Raw genomic sequence first — 20,414 nt, 5'->3', positions numbered from 1 at the left:
TACCCCCGTGCTTTTTGTTGCACGGGACCCATGGGTGCAACCGGCACCCGGCTTTCCCTGCGCCCTCTGATATCGAGGAGGGTGGGAAGTGACGCAAAGCTCGGACGCAAAGCGCCGCGAGAATGTGGACTCGCATCCTCAAGCTGTTTGAAAATTGAATCGGACCTTTCCCCCCGTCGTCCCGAGCTTGCGCGGCGCGGCGAAGCCCCTTGGCGTAGCCGGGACCCGGGACCCATAACCACAGGCCTTTGTAGTGCGCTCCGCTACCACCGCTTGCTCACGCCACAACAATCGCCTGTGGTTATGGGTCCCGTCTTTCGACGGGACGACAGCGGTATGTGTGTCACCGTTCCCGGTTGTTACAATCGAAGACATTGCCGCCTCCTTGGGATTTTCGTACACAGCCCTCGCCATGACTCAACCGTCCCTCTCCCCCGGCGCCGCCGATGTCCTGTTGTTCGACCTCGGCCGCGTCGTGCTCGATATCGATTTCGGCAAGGTGATGACCACCTGGGCCGGCCATGCCGGCTGCGAGCCCGGCGAGCTCGCCACCCGCTTTGTGATGGACGAGAGTTACAGACATCACGAGGTCGGCAAGATCGATGACGCCGCCTTCTTCGCAAGCCTGCGGCAGTCGCTCGGCATCGGCATCTCCGACGCCCAGTTCCTGGAAGGCTGGAACGCGATCTTCGCCGGCGAGATGCCGGGAATCGCCGCGCACCTGGCGCGCGCCAAGACGCGCCTGCCGCTTTATGCTTTCTCGAACACCAATCCGCCCCATATCGAGCATTTCTCGACAGCCTATTCGGACGTGCTCGGCCACTTCCGCCAGATCTTCTTCTCGTCGACGATCGGGCTACGGAAACCCGACGCGGAAGCCTATGATTACGTCGTCAAGGCGATCGGCGCGCCGGCCTCGCGCATCGTGTTCTTCGACGATTCCGCCGAGAACATCCGCGGCGCACGGGCGGCAGGTCTCACAGCCATTCACGTCACATCGTCAGATGATGTGACGAACGCGCTTCTCGCGCTCGGAATTTAGGAGTTGCCCGTGGCCCTGATGCCGGTCGCCGATGCGCTAGCCGCGGTCCTCGCCGGCGCGGAACCATTGCCGGAAGAGATGGTCGCGCTCGATGCCGCCTATCACCGCACGCTCGCCCGTGACGTCGCAGCAAAGCGTACTCAGCCGCCACTGGCGATGTCGGCGATGGATGGCTATGCGGTGCGATCCGCCGATGCCGCCGATCTCAGCGCGCGGCTGAAGGTGATCGGCGAAGTCGCCGCGGGCCGGCCGTTCGATCGGGAACTTGGTCCGCGGGAAGCGGCACGGATCTTCACCGGCGGCGTCATTCCCGCCGGCGCCGATGCCGTCGTGATCCAGGAAGACACCCGGGTCGATGGCGATCACATCACCATCACCGAAGCTGCCATCGCCGGGCGGCATATCCGTCCCGCCGGCGTCGATTTCCGTGAAGGCGACGTGCTGCTCAGGCGCGGAAGCCGGCTGACCGACCGCGCGCTGTCGCTGGCGGCGTCGATGAACTATCCGGAACTCGCCGTGCGGCGCCGGCCGAAGGTGGCCGTGCTCGCGACCGGCGACGAACTGGTGATGCCCGGCACCTCTCCGGGCCCGGGCCAGATCGTCTATTCCAACGGCTATGCGCTGCGGGCGCTGGCGCGCGCGGAAGGCGCTGAAGCGATCGATCTGGGGGTCGCCGCCGACACGGTTGCCGCCACCACCGAGGGCATCCGCCGCGCGCATGCCGCGGGCGCCGACATCCTCATCACCACCGGCGGCGCCTCGGTCGGCGACCACGACCTCGTAAAGCCGTCGCTCGAGGCCGAGGGCGTCACCATGGCGTTCTGGAAGATCGCGATGCGGCCCGGCAAGCCGATGATGCATGGCCGACTCGGCACGATGCGAGTGATCGGCCTACCCGGCAATCCGGTGTCGTCCTATGTCTGCGCCTACCTGTTCCTGGTGCCGTTGATTCGGGCCCTCCTCGGCCGCTCGGCTGTTCATCACGTCAGCGAAAGCGCCCTGCTCGGCCGCGATCTCGCCGCCAACGATCAGCGCGAAGATTATCTTCGCGCGCTTCTCGAAGAGCGCGACGACGGCACGCTGATCGCAACGCCGGTCACCAAGCAGGACAGTTCGCTGCTTGGGAATCTCACTGCGGCGCAGGCACTTGTGATCCGTCCGCCATTCGCGCCGGCCGCAGCAAAAGGCGCGCCTTGCGACATTCTCCGATTGCCTGAATGACGCCGCGACCAGCACCTACTGAAGCATCTCTGATCGCGTTCACCAGAAATTAAGTGGTTGCGGAACACATATCGAACATATAGTGTCCGTTCATGATTTGTTTCGAAACTCGCTGTCTACGAATGGGAGTGCGTTACTCCCGAGATCAGCTCTTCTCAAGTCTCGGATCGAACGACGCTACCAACCGGGGGAATGCTCGCGATGCTTACGCGCAAACAGTATGAACTTCTGCGTTTCATCAACGAACGGCTGAAAGAGGCCGGCGTGCCTCCTTCGTTCGATGAGATGAAGGACGCGCTCGACCTGCGCTCGAAGTCCGGCATCCACCGCCTGATCACGGCGCTGGAGGAACGGGGCTTCATCCGTCGCCTGCCGAACCGCGCCCGCGCGATCGAGGTGATCAAACTGCCCGAGCTCTCCGCCGCCGGCAACGGCCGCCGCGGCTTCACGCCGAGCGTCATCGAGGGCACGCTCGGCAAGCGCACGACCAGCGCGGCCGTGGCCGAAGACGATGGCAACCGTCCCGTCGCTGTTCCCGTGATGGGCCGGATCGCGGCGGGTACGCCGATCGAGGCGCTGCAGACCCGCAGCCACACCATCAGCGTGCCGCCCGACATGCTCGGCTCCGGTGAGCACTATGCGCTCGAGGTGCGCGGCGATTCCATGGTGGAGGCCGGCATCCTCGACGGCGACATGGCGCTGATCCAGCGCAACGAAACCGCCAACACCGGCGACATCGTGGTGGCGCTGATCGATGAGGAAGAGGCCACGCTGAAGCGTTTCCGTCGCCGCGGCGCCTCGATTGCGCTGGAGCCTGCCAATGCGGCCTACGAAGTCCGCATCCTGCCGCCGAACCGGGTGCGGATCCAGGGCAAGCTGATCGGGCTTTATCGCAAGTACTGAGACGACCAGGACGCAGCAGCCCCGTCTGGGTACTTAGGTGGGTGCTCTGCCCTAGAGGGCGATGACAAGAACGACTTAGAATGATTAGAATGAAAGCCCCGGTAAATTCGCCGGGGCACTTCGGTGCAAGGTGATGTGCGGCAGCGTCTCGCTATCGTGTTTGTGAACGGACCGAAGGCGCGGGCCGTACAAATGCCAAGAACGAAGCAGAGGCTTATAAGTTATCGTCCACTCTGATAGAGGCCTGCGCCTCTTCCCAGGCACGGGTCGGCTATCTCGAATGAGGAGCAATCCGATGTGTGACTATAGCCTGCATGCCGTGGCGACGCGTCCCGCCCAGGTTGGAGAGACGCTTATCACCACCACCTTCCGCGGCACTTCGACCCGCGGCTTCGCTTCGGAAAGCGATCCGACGGTCGCAGTCTGCATGCTTCCCGGGACCGAACTCGCGTTCGCCGATAACGTCCGTTACGACAATCGCTGGATCTGGACCAAGACGACCGGCTTCCGCGTCGGCAAGTTCAACCAGATCGATCCGCATATTCGGGATCGTCATCACGACGCGATCGAGTTTCCCGATGGCAGCCATGTGCTGGTGACCCAGCTCTGCGAAGGGCAGCGGGCGACCGTGCTGCAATTGCCAGTGACGCATCATGTTGCAGAGCCGGCACCGAAGGCGGTCGAGCAGCGCCCCGCGCCGAACCCGCTGTTCATCGGCTGAGACAGCTTCGGGCAGCGTGCGCCGCCGGTCTCGGCCGGCGGAGCGTTGCCGCGAGTGACAAGCAAAGTGTTTTGAGCGGCCCCGGAGGCCATCCGGGGGCGCATGTGATTTTGTGTTGGAACGGATGCTTTATTCGCCAAGGGGGCGTGATCGGTGGTCACCAAGATCACATGGCAAAGAGCCGGACGAGTGGCTGAGCCCGGCCGATACATGTTCAGGTTCGGCTGGCTCACCGTCGCAGCGGAAGATCTCGCGATCTGGGAGCGATTTCCGGATGCGACCTTTACGCTCGTGCAAATGCCGTCGCATTCGGGCGATCCGGATGAATTTCGGCTCGGCGCCTTCGAGCTAGCGGCCAACGCCGGCGGTGATTGAAGGGGGCGCTCAGTCGTCCGACTGCAGGTCGGATTCGGACGGGGTCGCATCGATGGCGCGCGGCACGGGTGCCCCCTGGATCCGGATCGTGGTCTCGGGTTCGCCTTCGCCTGACATCGCAGGCGACCACGGCCGGTCGAGGCCGGCGGGCCTGACCGCGTCGATGACGAAGCCGTTCCGGTTCCGCCTTAGCGCCAGCCCGCCCTGCCGCCGCAGCCGCTCGGCATCGATGACCGCCGCCGCGCAGCCTGGCGGCACCGGCCGTGCGGTCACGATCAGCACCGCCCGCTCGCAATCGTCCGCGAGCGCCTCGGATCGCTGGGTGAGCGCGATGAACGCGCCACCGGCCGCAGAGGTCACGCAGCCGCTCTCATCGCAGGACACGCCCTCCGTCAGCGACGGATCGCCCGCGCTGCGGGCATCGGCATCCGCGGCCAGCCACTCCTTGGCGAGAAACGCATCCTTCGCAGTCCGCATCAGGTGCAGCCGCCCGTCACCGCCGCGGACGGCGACATTGCGGCCGTCGCCGGAAATCAGAATGTCCGGTTGCGGCGCCCTCACCGCCCAGACCACCGCAATGAGAAGCACCGCCGCGCCGACGAAGCGCAGCGGCGTGCGCAACAGCCCGAGCAGGATGACGCCCAGGCTCGCGGCGATCAGCGGGCCGATCCCGAACGCACTGACGTGGCCGACCGCGCCCGGCAGCGCGGCGACCCCCTGCGCGACCACGATCATCCAATCGATTCCAGTGCCCATGATCGCCCAGAACACACCGTCGAAACCGAACGGCATCGCCAGCAGGCCAAGCAGCCCGGCCGGCATCACCAGCGCCGACACCACCGGCATCGCCGCGAGGTTGGCGAGCACGCCAAAGGGCGCCACCCGGTGGAAGTGAAAGGCGGCATAGGGCGTGGTCGCCAGCCCCGCCACCAACGACGCCAGCAGCAGCATCGCGACCTCACGCCCGCCCCACAGCGCGATCCGCGCGGTTGTGGAATGGTCTGGCGCGGCGAACAGATGCGGCATGCCGATCTGCACCAGCGCCACCAGCCCGAGCGTCGCCGCAAACGACATCTGGAAGCTTGGATGTACCAGCGCCTCCGGCGCGATCGCGAGCACGATCATGGCCGCGACCGCGAGCGTCCGGAACGTCACCGCGCGGCGGTCGACCATGACGGCGATCAGCACCACTGCGGTCATGAGGAACGAGCGCTGCGTCGCGACCTCCGCACCCGACAGCAGAAGATAGAAGGCGGCCGCCACGAGCGCCGCCGCGGCAGACCATTTCTTGATCGGAAAGCCCACGGTGAGCACCGGAAACAGCGCAAGCAACGCGCGGACCGCGAAGAAGACCACGCCGGCCACCACGGCCATGTGGTAGCCCGAGATCGAGAGCACGTGCCCGAGCCCCGAGATGAACATCGCATCATTCACCGGCTCGGAGATGGCATCGCGCCGGCCGGTCAGGAGTGCGGTCGCGATCGCGCGATTGTCGCCTTCGAGCACGTTGCGGATCCGCGCATCGATCGCATCGCGCATGCCCTGCATGAAGGCCGCATAGCGCAGCGTAAATCCGCGGCCTTCCGGCGGCGCGGTCGTCTTGATGGCGCCGAGTACGAAACCGGACGCGCCGATGCCCTGGAAATAGAGATCGCGGCCAAAATCGTAGCTCCCGGGCCGCAGAGGAGCGAGCGGCGGCTGCAGCCGCGCCTTCAATTCGACGAAGCTGCCGACTTCGGGGGCAGTGCCCTTCTTCACCGACAGCCGAACGCGCTCAAGTTTCGGCGCGCCGCGCTGGCTTTCGATGCTTGCGACGCGCAGCACGAAACGGTCGGTGCGCTCGCGGATGTCACGCGTCTCGACAAATCCGGTGAGTGACACCGAGAACATCGGCCGCGCCAGCACGCCATGCGCGACCCGCGCGGTTCGCCAGGTGGCAACGGCAAAACCCCCCGCAACGGCGGCAATCATGACGGCGACAGCGAACGCCCGCCCTCGCCTGAGCAGGAACGCGACAGCGCACAGCGCGATCGCGACGATGACCGCGACCGACAGCACCGGCTCATGGTCGGCGGCGAAGTAGAGCGCGATGCCGCTGCCGAACGCGACCGGCACCCAGGGCAGAAGCCGTCCGGCGCCCGCTTCGGGGCGGGCCCACTGGCGCAACGTCTCGACGATTGGCGGCCAGGCGCCGACGCCGATCGGGGCATACCCACCCGTCGGCGCCACCGCCTCGCGCGGCGGCCAGGTGCCGGCATAGCCGCGCCTGCCGCCCGGCGTCCTGCCCTCGTCCGACATCCTGCGCCCTGGACTACCCCTGTTTCCGCAAAGCTACCGGAAGCAGGTATCCACGGGATAGCGGAACAGATGCGAACGTCGTGCCGGTGGCGCTCCCAATCCTAGCGCTGGCTCTTCAGCCGGCTTCAAACCCGACTGCGCCGAAAGTCTCATAAGGCCGCAGTCCCATTGAGGATTAGACTGTGGCTGCGCCTCCGCCCGGACAGACGGGATGAGGCAGTGGTGGCTCGCGGTTCGAAGACCGCTGGAGCCCTTCTCAGGTGGTTCAAGGCTTCCCTGAGACCGGCGTTGCGGACGCAACTTGCAAATCAAGCCTGTAGCGTCGCGCATCACGCGTACTCCGCGAGCGAATAGAGCGCTGAAAAACGCGAGGAGAAGTCATTGAACTAATGGGAGCAGCACATGGCAATTCAGGTACCGAGCGATTTTCGCCGCGTGATTGTTGCCGCGTCGGTCGGAAACATCATCGAATGGTATGACTTCTATATCTTTGGCAGCCTGGCCGCCGTTCTGTCGGTCAAGTTCTTCGAACAATCCCACCCCGTCGCAGCCCTGCTGAGCACGATCGCCCTGTTCACTGCAGGATTCCTGATCCGTCCGCTCGGAGCATTCCTCTTTGGATGGATGGGCGACCGGGTCGGCCGCAAATATACGTTTCTCATCACGCTCACCGGAATGGGACTGGGAACGGGCGCGATCGGCCTGATCCCGACCTATCAGTCGATCGGTCTCACCGCCGCGTTCGTGCTGTTCGGGCTACGCATGATCCAGGGCCTGTGCCTGGGTGGCGAATATGGCGGCGCCATCACCTATGTTGCCGAGCATGTGCCCGACGATAGACGCGGCTACTACACCGGCTGGCTCCAGACCTCGCCGACGCTCGGGATCGTGGTGTCGCTGGCCGTGATCATTCTGACCCGGATCTATTTCGGCGATCAGGCCTTCAACGAATGGGGATGGCGCGTTCCGTTCCTGCTCTCATTCCTGCTGGTGGCCATCGCCATCTACATCCGCCTCCAGCTCCAGGAGACGCCGATCTTCCAGGAGATCAAGGCCCGTGGGCAGATGACCAGGAACCCCTGGAAGGAAGCGTTCCTTAGCTCGAACATCAAATACATCGGAATCGCCATCATCGTCCTGATCGGACAGGGCGTAGTCTGGTACAGCGGACAGTTCTGGGCGCTGTACTTCCTGCAGCAGGTCTCCAAGGTGGACGCTCTGACCTCGGCCTACATCGTCGGGGCCGCGCTGCTACTTGCGACGCCGAGCCTGATCTTCTTTGGCTGGCTGTCGGACCTGATCGGCCGCAAGCCGGTGATCCTGGGAGGCATGCTGCTTGCCGCGATCACCTACTATCCGCTGTATCTGTGGCTCGGAACGGTCACGCAGCCCGGAAACATCAACTATCCGATCGCAGTCTTCATCATCTTCATCCTCGTCTGTTACGTCGGGATGGTGTACGGGCCGGTCGGCGCGTTCCTGGCCGAATTCTTCCCCAGCAGGATCCGCTACACATCGGTATCGGTGCCGTATCACATCGGCAACGGCTGGGGCGGCGGCCTGGTGCCGTTCATTACCTCGGCGGCTTTCGCCGCCACCGGCAGCGTCGGCTACGCGCTGATCTATCCGATCGTAGTTCCCGCGGTCTGCTTCGTGCTCGCCGTTTTCCTGATGCCCGAGACACGCAAGATCAGCATCTGGCAACCGATAGAGCCTAAGACAGCGTCGTGATCGAATAGCCTTGGTGCGGGGCCGTGAAGCCCTGCGCTCCGCACAATTCCCGCCCCCCGGCCGCCACCAGATGGCGGTCGGTGCAAGGCCCGTTCGACTCCGTTCTCAGCCGGCGCGGTGATGCCAGCGATCGTGCCACCAGGTGGTGAAATCACGATCGGTCACCAGCTCCCAGCCAGCGAACAAGATCACCAATATGCCCGATAGCATGCTGCTTACCGTCGCCGAGACGTGCTCGTAGCCGACCGTCCAAGGTGCCAGCAACAGAGCCAGTCCGAGGAGCATCTCGCCCCATTCCTCCAGATAGGATGGAATGACAAATGCCTCGATGGCAAACAGGATGACAGCCAACCCAAGCGCGATGGTTATCCAGACGGCCGCCCCGCCGAAGCCCAGGGCAAAGGGCGACACGACCAGCCATACACCCACCAACAAGCTGGCAACGTCCTGCCAGTGTTGAATGCGCATGACGCTCACCTCCCCTCTCCCATGGATATGGTGAAGCGGCACTGGAAAGACATCCGCCCGACCTGCGTTGTGTTGCCGCTGCCCGTGTTCCGGAGCCGCTTCCCGGCCGCCCATCACGCGGAAAGCACTCTTGCAAGTGCGCCGCAGCAGGATGCACACTGCTGCGCTTAACCAGGTGTCAACGTCTACGGCTCTCGGCCCGACTGGAATTTCACGGTTGCGCCCGGAAGGAGAGGAGCATGACGCCATGCGAGAAATCGAAATCCACGATTATGCGCGGCAGCTCTTGGAAGCACATGGCGCCAAGGCCATTGCGGAGGCTGCCCAGAACGCCATCGAGCTCGAAGCAAAGGGCGACGTCGAACTCGCCAAGACCTGGCGGCATATCGAAGACGCCATGAAGCTGATGCGCGGGCCGCACCAAAGCTGAGGGTGCCGGTGCGGCGACCGAGAAGGTGGAGCAGAATTCGTCGCAAACCGTTCTTGGTCGCGGCGGAGCGACAGCGTGATCTCTAATGACCGGCTCTCCATGACAGGAGCGAAGCCATGTTTCCCAAATGTACGACAGCCGAAGATCTCGTAAAGGCGATCGCGGATGAGAAGGTGCAGATGATCGACCTGCGCTTCACTGACCTGCCGGGGGTGTGGCAGCATTTTTCCGTCCCGCCGAGCGCGGCAAGTATCGATGCTCTCAGCGAGGGCATCGGATTCGACGGCTCATCGATCCGCGGCTTTCAGGAGATCCAGGAAAGCGACATGCTGGTCGTCGCGGACCCGACCACGGCCTTCCTCGACCCGTATTCGCTGGCATCGACCCTGGTCCTGATCTGCAACATCCGCGATCCCGTGACCGGTCAATCCTATAGCCGGGATGCCCGCTACATCGCGCAGAAGGCTGAGACCCATCTAAAGGGCACCGGGCGCGCCGAGACGAGCTACTTCGGTCCGGAGGCGGAGTTCTTCGTGTTCGACGACGTCCGCTACGGACAGGGCATCAATTACGCCTTCCACGAAATCGATTCTGGGGAAGGCAGTTGGAACACAGGCAAGGAAGAAGTGCCGAATCTGGGCCACAAGCCGCGCCCGAAAGAGGGATACTTTCCCGTTCCCCCAACCGACAGCATGCAGGATCTCCGCACCGACATGGTGCTGACAATGGAAGAACTCGGCATCCAGATCGAAGCCCATCACCATGAAGTCGCGACCGGCGGCCAGAACGAGATCGACATGCGCTTCACCACGCTCACGCGCATGGCGGACAATCTGATGATCTACAAATACGTGGTGAAGAACACCGCAAAGCAGCATGGCATGACCGCGACGTTCATGCCCAAACCGCTGTTCGAGGACAATGCTTCAGGGATGCACGTTCACCAGTCGCTGTGGAAGGGCGAGACCAATCTGTTCTACGACAGGGGCGACTATGCCGAGTTGAGCCAGCTTGCCCGCTATTATATCGGCGGTCTCCTGACCCACGCCTGGGCGCTGTGCGGGCTGTGCGCCCCGACCACGAACTCCTATCGGCGCCTGGTGCCGGGCTATGAGGCTCCGATCAATCTGGTCTACTCCCAGCGCAACCGCTCGGCCTGCTGCCGCATTCCGATGTATTCGCCGAACCCGAAGGCCAAGCGCGTCGAGTTCCGCTCGCCGGATCCTTCCTGCAATCCCTATTTGGCCTTCTCCGCGATGCTGATGGCCGGCCTTGACGGCATCAACAACCGGATCGACCCGGGCAGCCCGATCGACAAGAACCTCTATGACCTGCCGCCCGCCGAGGCCAAGGATGTGAAGTCCACACCCGGGTCGCTGGATCAGGCACTCGATGCGCTCGAGCGCGATCACGCCTTCCTGCTCCGTGGCGACGTCTTCACCGCCGACGTGATCGAAACCTGGCTCGACTACAAGCGGAAGAAAGAGATCGATCCGATCCGGCTACGCCCTCATCCTTACGAGTTCCACCTCTATTACGACATCTAGCGACGACCACCGCTGACGGAATGAGCGGCCTAGCGGTCAATCAGCGGCGCTTTCGACGAGACGTGATGGCTGACGATTTTCCAGTCGCCGTCTTCGCGGACGATCACCCAGGTAATCTTCACCGAGAGCGGCGGTTCGCCGTCGCCCAGGAAGAATGACGCCGTGCCGGCCATGTTGATCACGTTCGGGGTGACCTGCGCCGCGCGCACGTCGGAAAACTGAACGGTCGGAGAGCGCCATCGCGGCAGGCCGTTGAAGTAGGCCGAAACCCCTTCCCTGCCACGATAGAGTGTCGGATTGGAGCCGAAGAAGAACGCGCCCTCCGAATAGAGCGAAGCGAGTGCTGCGGCATCCAGCCTGCTGAAGCCGGTGGACCATTTTGCCATGATGGTGGAAACGATGTCGTCGGCTTCGCCGTGCATCTCGCCCACCTCTAGCTCTTGCCGCCGACTTCCTTGGCGAAGGTGTCGCGCAGGCCGATGGTGCGGTTGAACACCGGCTTGTCCGCCGTCGAGTCGGGGTCGCGAACGAAATAGCCCTGGCGCTCGAACTGCATCACCTCGTTCGAATTGCTCTCGGCGATCGCCGGCTCGATGCGCGCGTCCGTCAGCACTTCCAGGGACTGCGGATTGAGATCGGCGGCGAAATTGCCGGCGTCCGGACTGGGCGTCGCGAAGAGCTGGTTGTAGATGCGGATCTCGGCCGGCTTCGACTGCGCCGCCGGCAGCCAGTGCATGGTCGCCTTCACCTTGCGGCCGTCGGGCGCGTTGCCGCCCTTGGTCGCGGGATCATAGGTGCAGCGCAGCTCGACGATCTCGCCGGCGTCGTTCTTGATGACGCCGGTGCACTTGATGAAATAGGCGTAGCGCAGCCGCACTTCAGTGCCCGGCGAGAGGCGGAAGAATTTCTTCGGCGGGTTCTCCATGAAGTCGTCGCGCTCGATATAGAGCTCGCGGCCGAAGGCGATCTTGCGGGTGCCGGCTGCGGGATCGTCGGGGTGGTTGATCGCCTCGATCTCCTCGACCTGCCCTTCCGGATAGTTCTCGATCACGACCTTGAGCGGCCGCAGCACTGCCATGCGCCGGAGGGCGGTGCGGTTCAGCTCCTCGCGGATGCAGAACTCGAGCATGCCGACGTCGACGACGCTGTTGGACTTGGCCACGCCGATCCGCTTGATGAACTCGCGGATCGCCGCCGGCGGCACGCCGCGCCGCTTCAAGCCTGCAATGGTGGGCATGCGCGGATCATCCCAGGCGGCGACATGGCCCTCGCGCACGAGCTGGGTCAGCACGCGCTTGGAGAGCAGCGTGTAGGTCAGGTTCAGGCGCGCAAATTCGTACTGCCTGGGCTTGGACGGCACCGGCAGCTTGTCGAGCAGCCATTCATAGAGCGGCCGATGATCCTCGAACTCAAGGGTGCAGAGTGAGTGCGTGATGCCCTCGATCGCGTCCGACTGGCCGTGGGCATAGTCGTAGCTCGGATAGATCGACCATTTGTCGCCGGTGCGCGGATGGTGCGCGTGCAGGATCCGGTACAGCACCGGGTCGCGCATGTTGATGTTCCCCGAGGCCATGTCGATCTTGGCCCGCAGCACCCGCGCGCCGTTCGGGAACTCGCCGGCCTTCATGCGGCGGAACAGGTCGAGGTTCTCCTCCACCGGGCGGTCGCGATAGGGCGAGTTCTTGCCGGGCTCGGTCAGCGTGCCGCGCGAGAGGCGGATCTCCTCCTGGCTCTGGTCGTCGACATAGGCGTCACCCTGCTTGATGAGGCTTTCGGCCCATTCGTAGAGGCGCTCGAAATAGTCGGAGGCAAAATAGAGATTGTCGCCCCAGTCGTAGCCGAGCCAGCGCACGTCGGCCTGGATCGCGTCGATATATTCCTGCTCTTCCTTGGTCGGATTGGTGTCGTCGAAGCGCAGGTTGCAGTGGCCGGGAAACTCCTGCGCGATGCCGAAGTTGAGTGCGATCGACTTGGCGTGGCCGATATGCAGGTAGCCGTTCGGCTCCGGCGGGAAGCGCGTCACGACGTGGCTGTGCTTCTGTGCAGCGAGGTCAGCCTGGACGATGTCGCGAATGAAATCGCGTCCGGTCTCCGCCGCCACCGTTTCTGCCGCCACTGGTTCTGTCGTCATCGAGGGTTCCTATGCATGGTCCGGAAAACCGGAAGCCGCCTTCCCGAAAGATCATGCTCAAAAAAGGGATCAGCCGCCCTTCTGCCAAATTCGCCCCGGCCCGCCAAGCCCGCTTTCGAGGCTGCTTTCACACAGCCCAAGCCTTTAGTAATGCCAAAGGCTTTAGTTATGCGTTGTTCCTGCTATACACCAGCGCCGTTCAAGCCCGAGCCCGCATCCGGTCATGTCTGATTCCGTCGTCACACGCTTCGCCCCCTCGCCGACCGGCTTCCTCCATATCGGGGGTGCCCGCACCGCGCTGTTCAACTGGCTCTATGCCAGGAAGCACGGCGGCAAGATGTTGCTCCGGATCGAGGACACCGACCGCGAGCGCTCCACCAAGGAGGCGATCGACGCCATCCTGGACGGCCTGACCTGGCTCGAGCTCAATTGGGACGGCGAGGTCATCTACCAGTTCAGCCGCGCCGCCCGCCACCGCGAGGTCGCCGAGCAGTTGCTCGCCGCCGGGCGGGCCTATCGCTGCTACGCGACTTCAGAGGAACTTGCCGCCATGCGCGAGAAAGCGCGCGCCGAGGGCCGCACCCGCCTCTACGACGGAATGTGGCGCGACCGTGATCCGGCCGGCGCGCCGCCCGGCATGAAACCCACAATCCGGCTCAAGGCGCCCCTGACCGGCGAGACCGTGATCGAGGATCAGGTCCAGGGCCGCGTGGTCTGGCAGAACGAGAACCTCGACGACCTCGTCCTGCTCCGCGGTGACGGCACGCCGACCTACATGCTCGCGGTGGTGGTCGACGATCACGACATGGGCGTCACCCATGTGATCCGCGGCGACGATCACCTGATCAACGCCGCGCGCCAGAAGCAGATCTACGATGCGCTGGAGTGGAACATCCCCAGCATGTCCCATATCCCGCTGATCCATGGCCCCGACGGCTCAAAGCTCTCCAAGCGCCACGGCGCGCTCGGCGTCGATGCCTACCGGGCGATGGGCTACCTGCCGGCGGCGCTGCGCAACTACCTGGTCCGGCTCGGCTGGAGCCACGGCGACCAGGAGATATTCTCCACGCAGGAGATGATCGAGGCATTCGACCTGCCGGCGATCGGCCGTTCGGCGGCGCGGTTCGACTTCGCCAAGCTGGAGAATCTCAACGGCCACTATATCCGGCACAGCGACGATCAATCTCTCGTGACTCAGTTCGAGAGCGTGCTGGACTACGTTCCCGATGGCGCCGCCATCAAAGCCAAGCTCAACGACACGACGCGCGCGCAATTGCTGCGGGCGATGCCGAGTCTGAAGGAGCGCGCCAAGACGCTGATCGAATTGATCGCGGGCGCGTCTTTCATTTTCGCCGACCGGCCGATCGAGATCGAACCAAAAGCCGCCGCGCTGCTGACGCCAGAAACGCGCGCGCTGATCGGGAAGCTTCGCGCGGCACTGGAGACGGTCACTGACTGGCGGCTGGAGACCACGGAAGCCGCCATGCGGAATTTCGCGGAGCAGAACAATCTCAAGCTCGGCGCCGTCGCCCAGCCGCTCCGGGTGGCATTGACGGGACGCACCACCTCACCGGGTATTTTCGATGTCCTGGCGGTATTGGGGCGGGAGGAAAGTCTTGCCCGCCTGCGCGATCAGTCGGCTGTGTAAGCCCTGCCATGCCCCTCCAAGGGTCCACCTTGCAGCGCACAGGGCAATAAGCTACGCATCTGGCGAGGCCTTCTAGACAATCCGGCTTGTCCCGACATCCGCCGTAAAATAGCAACTCGGGCAGGTTCGATTTTCGCAACAAATTCATCGGGGACAACACGATGGACGCACAATCCAGCAGCAAAACAGCTACCCTCACGATCGGCAACAAGACCTACGATTTCCCGATCCTGAGCGGCACCGTCGGCCCTGATGTCATCGACATCGGCAAGCTGTACAGCCAGGCCGGCGTGTTCACCTACGACCCGGGCTTCACCTCGACGGGAAGCTGCCAGTCCAAGATCACCTATATCGACGGCGACGCCGGTATCCTCGAATACCGCGGCTATCCGATCGAGCAGCTCGCCGAACACGGCGACTTCCTGGAGACCTGCTATCTCCTGCTCTACGGGGAGCTTCCGACGCCCGCGCAGAAGAAGGATTTCGACTATCGCGTCACCCATCATACGATGGTGCACGAACAGATGGCGCGCTTCTTCCAGGGTTTCCGCCGCGACGCCCATCCGATGGCGATCATGGTTGCAGCCGTCGGCGCACTCGCCGCGTTCTACCACGACTCCACCGACATCAATGATCCGCAGCAGCGCATGATCGCTTCCATGCGCATGATCGCGAAGATCCCGACGCTGGCGGCGATGGCCTACAAATACACCATCGGCCAGCCCTTCATGTATCCGAAGAACTCGCTGAAGTTCGCCGAGAACTTCCTCAATATGTGCTTCGGCGTGCCTTGCGAGGAATACAAGATCAACCCGGTGCTGGCGGACGCGCTGGAGAAGATCTTCATCCTGCATGCCGACCACGAACAGAATGCGTCGACCTCCACGGTGCGCATCGCCGGCTCCTCCGGCGCCAACCCGTTCGCCTGCATCGCGGCCGGCATCGCCTGCCTGTGGGGCCCAGCGCATGGCGGCGCCAACGAAGCCGCGCTGAACATGCTCTACAGCATCGGCAAGGTGGAGAACATTCCTGACTTCATCGCCAAGGTGAAGGACAAGAACAGCGAAGTCCGCCTGATGGGCTTTGGCCACCGCGTCTACAAGAACTACGATCCGCGCGCCAAGATCATGCAGAAGATGTGTCATGCCGTGCTGAAGGAGATCGGCCACGGCGACGATCCGATGCTGAAGGTGGCGATGGAGCTGGAGAAGATCGCGCTCAGCGACCAGTACTTCATCGAACGCAAGCTCTATCCGAACGTCGACTTCTATTCGGGCATCACGCTGAAGGCGATGGGCTTCCCGGTCTCGATGTTCACCGTGCTGTTCGCGGTCGCCCGCACGGTCGGCTGGATCAGCCAGTGGAGCGAGATGATCGAGGATCCGCAACAGAAGATCGGCCGCCCGCGCCAGCTCTACACTGGCGTCGCCAGCCGCGAATACGTCCCGATCGACAAGCGGAAGTAAGCTTCAAGATTCGCGAAGTTCGAGACGGCGCCATCATTTCTGGTGGCGCCGTTTTCGTTTGCCGCGGGCTGCGATCTCCGCCGACGACGGCTAGCTAATACGCGATCGTGCTGCGTACGCCGATCAGCGCCCCGCTCTTCACCGGCGAACTCGGCAAGATCGGGTCCGGAACGTGTCCACCGGGATGGACGACGTATTCAAAGACCGGCTGAAGCGTCCAGCCTGGCTTGATCTGGGCTTGGTAGGAGAGCTCGATCGTGAGCTCGAAATCCCTGAGCGGCTGATGGATTCCGGTCAGGTCGATCATGTCACGATCGAGCGCGCGCGCCCGATCGGATATGTGCGCGCAGATGAATGAAGCTCCGAACTTGTCCTCAGGCCTGCCGGGCAGCAGTCCTGAGAACACGATTCCGGCGTCGAGGAAGAAGTCGATCAGGTTGCGATCCGATGGAGTGCCCGAGATCCGGCCGAATACGGCGATGCCGCTTGTGGCGTCGCCGCCCTCGGGTCGATAGATCTGCTGATCGATGATGCCGTAAATGCCGCTCGACCCGCGAAACAGACGCGCGTTCCCGCTGGCGAACGGGCTTGCCTGCGAAAGGCCGGCATCGTCGAACCTCATGTCTGCGAACATCCCGAAATGGTGCCATCCGCCGAATCGCAACGTGCCGGCCAGCCCGCGCGAATCCTTGTCCTGATTGTAGCGGTACTGCAGTTCTCCCATCAGCAAGGGCGGATCGTTGACGCGGAAATTGGTGCCGGTGCGATTGATGGTCGCTTGCCCGCCCGGGTCGCCGTTGAACAATCCGACCAGGGCTGTCCAGCTTGGGCTGGGATCGAACTTCAGCCGGATGCCCGGCGTCGCGAGAGGATAAGCGGGACCGCCACTTGGCAAATTGCCACCGGCGATTGTCGGCCAATCGCTGCTGATGAGCGTCTTGCTGTAGTCGCTGACGAAGAACTCGGTGTCCGCCGCAAGCTGGCCGAAGCGGATGCTGAAGCGGTCATCGAACAGCTTCTGCTCCAACCATAATTCGGACAGCCGTGTCGACGGCACGGCTTCGATGTTGCTGATCGTGATCAGGCTCTCGAAATGCTGGTCGCGCAGCCCCGCCGTATGATGGATCTGGAAGGCATTAGCGAAGAAACCCAGCCCCGGCCAACCCGCGAGCTTCTCCAGGTCGGCCGCGACGAAACCCTCGAGCTTGCCCTCATAGAGCCCTCCGCGCCGAACGCCTCCTGACAGGTTGCGCAACGCTTCGCCGGTATAGATCAGCCCAAAAGTGATCCCGCGTTCCGCGAGCCATCTTCGGAAGCCAGTGGGATCGCCGTCGGCCCAAAGGCTGGTCGCGATGGACGACGGGGGAATGCCGTTCAGCGAGGCGGCGTCGTCAGCGAGGGCGGGAGCGGAAACAAGAAACGCAGCCACCAAGCCCACCACCATTGAGGTCTGGGGTCGGCGACGGAACGCTCCAAGATGCAATTGCGATGCATTCGCAAATCTACTGTAGACCTCTCCGAAATCGTCGATCTGCCGCCTCACCCGCACAGCCGCCCACCCCAGTTGCGAATTACTCGCAAGATTGACACAGGCGGTTCCGCTAGACAAGCCTCCTGCAACTAAGTCGCAACAGCAACAAGCTGCAAGTGGCCTCCTTGGAGGCGAAGCGCGGCTCGAGGTGCACCCATATTGCCAGCGCCAAGCTCAACGATCTCGATCCACAGGCTTGGCTCGCCGACTGGCTGGTGCGCATCAACGATCATGCTATCTGGAGGCAGGCTGAGCTGCTGCCCTGGAACTGGCGAAAGCTAACGCCGAGCCATGTCGAAGCGGCGTGAGCCAGGAGGACACATGAGAGCGAGCGGTCTGTCCGCGGCAGATAAATCGGCGGTGACGGCTGCCTGCCAGCAACTGATCGACGACTTCCTGAAGCGTCGCTTCCTGTCCACTATCCGGCCGACGCAATTCAACTATCCCGTCGATATCCTGGGAAAGTGGCACGGCACCAAATATCGCTTCATTCAACGCTACCGCTCCGGCTTCCCGGAGAATCCCGGCGAAGAGTTCGACGCGCCGTTCGCCCGCCTCGACTGGATCAGCCGCAATCGCTTCGACATCCAGTGGCACCGTCACACCGGAGAATGGTTCTGCCTCCATCGCGGCCTCACCCTCGTCGAAGCGATTGACACGCTAAGATCCGACGGATTGCTCCATCCACCTTGAACGCCGGAACTCTGCACGCTCACGTACCTCGCGGTCCTCGCCGAACGGATACGCTCGAAGGGCCGATAGAGATCCGATCGGCCAGTCGGGGGCTCAATGGATGAATGAATCCGGGCCCGATGCGCGCCGGCGTGCTGAAAGAGGGCCGTGAACGACGGCTAGCTAGCTCGTCCGCCGGCCGTTCCGCATCGTCGCCAGCACGATGTCGGCGGCGCGAACGCTCGGCGGCTGGTTGCCGGTCGACATGATCGCGTCCATCGTGGCGAAGGCCTCGATCTGGCTGCGGCGCAGCGCGGAATCCGCGAGCAACTCGCCGAGCGCCTGCGACAGTTTCTCGGGCGTCGCGTTCTCCTGCAGGAACTCCGGGATGACTTCCCTGCCGATCACGAGATTGGCCAGGATCACCGATGGCACGCGGATCGCACGGCGCAGGATGAAGGCCTCAATGGCGCCGACGCGATAGGCCGTCACCATGGGAACGCCTGACAGCGCAAGCTCCAGCGTCACGGTGCCGGATTTGGCGAACGCGGCATGTGCGATCCTGAACGCTGCGCGTTTCTCGCTCTCGCCGACCACGATTTGCGGCTTGACCTGCCAGCCCTGCACGCCCTCGCGGATCACAGCTTCCAGATGCGGCATGGTCGGCAGCACCGGCTCGAACGCGACGCCGCTTGCGCGCAATTGCGCCAGCGTTTCGCCGAACAGCGCGAGGTGATGCCTGATCTCGCTGCGCCGGCTCCCGGGCAGCACCAGCAAAACCGGCGGCTGCACATCGCGCCGCTTCGCTTCCTCGGCATTCGGCCGCAGCGAGGCAAACTGCTCGGTCAGGGGATGGCCGACATAGCTGCAGGGCGGCCCGCGGAGCTTGCGGTATTCTTCCGGCTCGAACGGCAACAGCGCCAGCACGTGATCGACATAGCCGAGCATCGCGCGCGCCCTGCCCGGCCGCCAGGCCCAGACCGATGGCGACACATAGTCGACGATCGGAATGCCGGGATTGCGCGCGCGAACGCGGCGAGCGACGCGATGGGTGAAATCGGGGCTGTCGATGATGACGAGCACGTCCGGTGCCGCATCGATCGCGGCATCCGTGGCGTGCCGGATCAATCGCAGGATCTTCGGCAACTGCTGCACCACCGCGGCAAGGCCGACGATCGAGAGTTCTTCGATCGGAAACAGCGACGTGAGGCCCTCGCCCGCCATCATGCGGCCGCCGACGCCGGCAAATTGCACGGCATCGCCGAGCCGCTGGCGCAGCACCTTCATCAGCGCAGCCCCGAGGCGATCGCCGGATTCCTCCGTCGCGATCAGGAAGATCTTGCGCGTGATGTCTGGGGCGCGGCCGTGCATCAGCTTGGCACACCGACGACGAACAGCCGTCTTGCGTCCGCAGCCTCGATTATGGCCTGCGGTTCGGCGGCAAGCGTGTTGCCGGCAATGACGGCAATACCGGCAAGTCCGGCTTTCGCGGCGCCCTCGACCGTGCGCGGCCCGACCGTCGGCAGATCGTAGCGCAGGTCCTGGCCGCTCTTGGGTGCCTTCACCAGCACGCCGCGGCCGCTCTGGGCACGGATGCGGCCGTCGGCACGCAGCCGCGCCACGCGCGCCAGAAGCCCGTCAGTTCCCTCGATGTCCTCAACCGCGACCACATGCCCGTCGATCACGACCGCGGCCTGGCCGATGTCGAACGGGCCGAGCGCGGCAAGCACCTCGCGCCCCCGCGCAATGTCGGCGCTGGCGTTGCCGGCCGGTGTCGTGCGCGTGATGCAGCCTTCGGGCATCAAGAGGTCCGGGGCGACATCCTTGATCCCGACCATGCGAAATCCATCCTGCTCGAGAATGCGGCCGACGCCGGATAGCAGATGATCGTCACCGCCTCGAAACGCGCGGATGACGTTTGCGAGAACACGGAGCGTCTTCAGATCCAGCCGGATTTCGGACAGCGCTGGCCGCATCAAGGTGCCGATGAAAATCAGGTCGCGGCAACCCTCCTCGCGAAACAGCCTTGTCGCCCGCCCGAGCTGGCCGACCGAAATCCAGCGGTGGCGGAAGCCCTCGACACGGACCGGATCGCATGCGCCGCGCAGCGCGAACAGCACCGGCGCCATGCCGCGTTTGGCAAGCGACTCCGCGACCGCAAACGGCATGGCGCCGCCACCTGCGATGACGCCAACCGGAGAGGAAATCGCTGGAGCCGCTGACGTCATGG

18 protein-coding genes and 1 pseudogene are annotated in these 20,414 nt (G+C 63.8%); 12 read left to right on the top strand and 7 right to left on the bottom strand.

Annotated features, from left to right (window positions below):
* Positions 1 to 412: 412 nt before the first annotated feature.
* From OZ411_RS17115 to OZ411_RS17095, 5 genes are all read left to right on the top strand, one after another.
* On the top strand, positions 413 to 1,042 hold the full coding sequence (locus tag OZ411_RS17115) for an HAD-IA family hydrolase (RefSeq protein ID WP_130583619.1): 630 nt from the start codon (positions 413 to 415) through the stop codon (positions 1,040 to 1,042).
* Between the two features lie 9 nt (positions 1,043 to 1,051).
* Entirely contained in the window at positions 1,052 to 2,263 is a 1,212-nt protein-coding gene (gene glp / locus OZ411_RS17110) for a gephyrin-like molybdotransferase Glp (RefSeq protein WP_282528890.1), read from the top strand.
* 201 nt (positions 2,264 to 2,464) lie between these two features.
* Positions 2,465 to 3,166, top strand: coding sequence for a transcriptional repressor LexA (gene lexA / locus OZ411_RS17105; protein ID WP_130583617.1), 702 nt, complete (start codon positions 2,465 to 2,467; stop codon positions 3,164 to 3,166).
* A 295-nt stretch (positions 3,167 to 3,461) separates the two neighbouring features.
* Positions 3,462 to 3,887, top strand: a complete 426-nt coding sequence (locus OZ411_RS17100) for a hypothetical protein (protein ID WP_130583616.1) — start codon at positions 3,462 to 3,464, stop codon at positions 3,885 to 3,887.
* A 189-nt stretch (positions 3,888 to 4,076) separates the two neighbouring features.
* Positions 4,077 to 4,262 carry a hypothetical protein gene (locus OZ411_RS17095; RefSeq protein ID WP_245476776.1) on the top strand — a complete coding sequence of 62 codons (186 nt, stop codon included), beginning with the start codon at positions 4,077 to 4,079 and terminating at the stop codon, positions 4,260 to 4,262.
* Between the two features lie 9 nt (positions 4,263 to 4,271).
* On the opposite strand, the gene OZ411_RS17090 is transcribed toward OZ411_RS17095, so the two are convergent.
* A complete protein-coding gene (locus OZ411_RS17090) occupies positions 4,272 to 6,560 on the bottom strand; it encodes a ComEC/Rec2 family competence protein (RefSeq protein WP_282528889.1) in 2,289 nt (762 codons plus the stop codon).
* A gap of 402 nt (positions 6,561 to 6,962) precedes the next feature.
* On the opposite strand from OZ411_RS17090, the gene OZ411_RS17085 reads away from it, so the two are divergent.
* Complete coding sequence (locus OZ411_RS17085) at positions 6,963 to 8,291, top strand: MFS transporter (protein ID WP_130577942.1); 1,329 nt, start codon at positions 6,963 to 6,965, stop codon at positions 8,289 to 8,291.
* A gap of 105 nt (positions 8,292 to 8,396) precedes the next feature.
* On the opposite strand, the gene OZ411_RS17080 is transcribed toward OZ411_RS17085, so the two are convergent.
* Positions 8,397 to 8,759: an SPW repeat protein gene (locus tag OZ411_RS17080; protein ID WP_165421042.1), complete on the bottom strand. Its 363-nt coding sequence runs from the start codon at positions 8,757 to 8,759 to the stop codon at positions 8,397 to 8,399.
* 247 nt (positions 8,760 to 9,006) lie between these two features.
* Here OZ411_RS17080 and OZ411_RS17075 point away from each other — a divergent pair, with 247 nt between their 5' ends.
* Together OZ411_RS17075 and glnA are read left to right on the top strand one after the other, a co-directional pair.
* Positions 9,007 to 9,189 (top strand): hypothetical protein, encoded by a 183-nt coding sequence (locus OZ411_RS17075; protein WP_165421039.1) that lies wholly within the window; start codon positions 9,007 to 9,009, stop codon positions 9,187 to 9,189.
* Positions 9,190 to 9,305: 116 nt separating this feature from the next.
* On the top strand, positions 9,306 to 10,736 hold the full coding sequence (glnA, locus tag OZ411_RS17070) for a type I glutamate--ammonia ligase (RefSeq protein WP_282528888.1): 1,431 nt from the start codon (positions 9,306 to 9,308) through the stop codon (positions 10,734 to 10,736).
* Positions 10,737 to 10,765: 29 nt separating this feature from the next.
* Here glnA and OZ411_RS17065 read toward each other — a convergent pair whose 3' ends face one another.
* Both OZ411_RS17065 and OZ411_RS17060 read right to left on the bottom strand, forming a co-directional pair.
* The gene (locus OZ411_RS17065) at positions 10,766 to 11,158 is read right to left on the bottom strand and encodes a nuclear transport factor 2 family protein (protein WP_130577975.1); all 393 of its coding nucleotides are present in this window, start codon (positions 11,156 to 11,158) and stop codon (positions 10,766 to 10,768) included.
* Between the two features lie 11 nt (positions 11,159 to 11,169).
* Positions 11,170 to 12,867 carry a glutamine--tRNA ligase/YqeY domain fusion protein gene (locus OZ411_RS17060; RefSeq protein WP_282528887.1) on the bottom strand — a complete coding sequence of 566 codons (1,698 nt, stop codon included), beginning with the start codon at positions 12,865 to 12,867 and terminating at the stop codon, positions 11,170 to 11,172.
* A gap of 223 nt (positions 12,868 to 13,090) precedes the next feature.
* Between OZ411_RS17060 and gltX the strand changes: the two genes are divergently transcribed.
* A complete protein-coding gene (gene gltX / locus OZ411_RS17055; RefSeq protein WP_282528886.1) occupies positions 13,091 to 14,515 on the top strand; it encodes a glutamate--tRNA ligase in 1,425 nt (474 codons plus the stop codon).
* Positions 14,516 to 14,676: 161 nt separating this feature from the next.
* Positions 14,677 to 15,981, top strand: coding sequence for a citrate synthase (gene gltA / locus OZ411_RS17050; protein ID WP_130577947.1), 1,305 nt, complete (start codon positions 14,677 to 14,679; stop codon positions 15,979 to 15,981).
* Between the two features lie 94 nt (positions 15,982 to 16,075).
* Here gltA and OZ411_RS17045 read toward each other — a convergent pair whose 3' ends face one another.
* Positions 16,076 to 17,410 carry a carbohydrate porin gene (locus tag OZ411_RS17045; RefSeq protein ID WP_282528885.1) on the bottom strand — a complete coding sequence of 445 codons (1,335 nt, stop codon included), beginning with the start codon at positions 17,408 to 17,410 and terminating at the stop codon, positions 16,076 to 16,078.
* A gap of 254 nt (positions 17,411 to 17,664) precedes the next feature.
* Here OZ411_RS17045 and OZ411_RS17040 point away from each other — a divergent pair.
* Together OZ411_RS17040 and OZ411_RS17035 are read left to right on the top strand one after the other, a co-directional pair.
* Positions 17,665 to 17,820: pseudogene (locus OZ411_RS17040) on the top strand (transposase domain-containing protein); the annotation flags it as partial.
* 13 nt (positions 17,821 to 17,833) lie between these two features.
* Positions 17,834 to 18,205 (top strand): hypothetical protein, encoded by a 372-nt coding sequence (locus tag OZ411_RS17035; protein ID WP_245475797.1) that lies wholly within the window; start codon positions 17,834 to 17,836, stop codon positions 18,203 to 18,205.
* 162 nt (positions 18,206 to 18,367) lie between these two features.
* On the opposite strand, the gene lpxB is transcribed toward OZ411_RS17035, so the two are convergent.
* The gene (gene lpxB, locus OZ411_RS17030) at positions 18,368 to 19,555 is read right to left on the bottom strand and encodes a lipid-A-disaccharide synthase (RefSeq protein ID WP_282528884.1); all 1,188 of its coding nucleotides are present in this window, start codon (positions 19,553 to 19,555) and stop codon (positions 18,368 to 18,370) included.
* Positions 19,555 to 20,412 (bottom strand): UDP-2,3-diacylglucosamine diphosphatase LpxI, encoded by an 858-nt coding sequence (gene lpxI / locus OZ411_RS17025; protein WP_282528883.1) that lies wholly within the window; start codon positions 20,410 to 20,412, stop codon positions 19,555 to 19,557. Before lpxI ends, lpxB begins: the two co-directional genes overlap by 1 nt.
* Between the last annotated feature and the right edge of the window lie 2 nt (positions 20,413 to 20,414).

The organism is Bradyrhizobium sp. Arg237L (assembly GCF_029990105.1).
Taxonomy (GTDB): domain Bacteria; phylum Pseudomonadota; class Alphaproteobacteria; order Rhizobiales; family Xanthobacteraceae; genus Bradyrhizobium.
Note: the sequence above shows the minus strand (reverse complement) of the source record. Positions and strands in the feature narration are given on the sequence as shown.

Bases quoted from the DNA above. Each gene is read 5' to 3' on its own strand.
- OZ411_RS17090 (WP_282528889.1), bottom strand. From the start codon at position 6,560: ATGTCGGACGAGGGCAGGACGCCGGGCGGCAGGCGCGGCTATGCCGGC.
- OZ411_RS17085 (WP_130577942.1), top strand. From the start codon at position 6,963: ATGGCAATTCAGGTACCGAGCGATTTTCGCCGCGTGATTGTTGCCGCG.
- OZ411_RS17065 (WP_130577975.1), bottom strand. From the start codon at position 11,158: ATGCACGGCGAAGCCGACGACATCGTTTCCACCATCATGGCAAAATGG.
- lpxB (WP_282528884.1), bottom strand. From the start codon at position 19,555: ATGCACGGCCGCGCCCCAGACATCACGCGCAAGATCTTCCTGATCGCG.
- OZ411_RS17035 (WP_245475797.1), top strand. From the start codon at position 17,834: ATGAGAGCGAGCGGTCTGTCCGCGGCAGATAAATCGGCGGTGACGGCT.
- OZ411_RS17075 (WP_165421039.1), top strand. From the start codon at position 9,007: ATGCGAGAAATCGAAATCCACGATTATGCGCGGCAGCTCTTGGAAGCA.
- gltA (WP_130577947.1), top strand. From the start codon at position 14,677: ATGGACGCACAATCCAGCAGCAAAACAGCTACCCTCACGATCGGCAAC.
- lexA (WP_130583617.1), top strand. From the start codon at position 2,465: ATGCTTACGCGCAAACAGTATGAACTTCTGCGTTTCATCAACGAACGG.
- OZ411_RS17060 (WP_282528887.1), bottom strand. From the start codon at position 12,867: ATGACGACAGAACCAGTGGCGGCAGAAACGGTGGCGGCGGAGACCGGA.
- lpxI (WP_282528883.1), bottom strand. From the start codon at position 20,412: ATGACGTCAGCGGCTCCAGCGATTTCCTCTCCGGTTGGCGTCATCGCA.
- gltX (WP_282528886.1), top strand. From the start codon at position 13,091: ATGTCTGATTCCGTCGTCACACGCTTCGCCCCCTCGCCGACCGGCTTC.
- OZ411_RS17115 (WP_130583619.1), top strand. From the start codon at position 413: ATGACTCAACCGTCCCTCTCCCCCGGCGCCGCCGATGTCCTGTTGTTC.
- OZ411_RS17100 (WP_130583616.1), top strand. From the start codon at position 3,462: ATGTGTGACTATAGCCTGCATGCCGTGGCGACGCGTCCCGCCCAGGTT.
- glnA (WP_282528888.1), top strand. From the start codon at position 9,306: ATGTTTCCCAAATGTACGACAGCCGAAGATCTCGTAAAGGCGATCGCG.
- OZ411_RS17080 (WP_165421042.1), bottom strand. From the start codon at position 8,759: ATGCGCATTCAACACTGGCAGGACGTTGCCAGCTTGTTGGTGGGTGTA.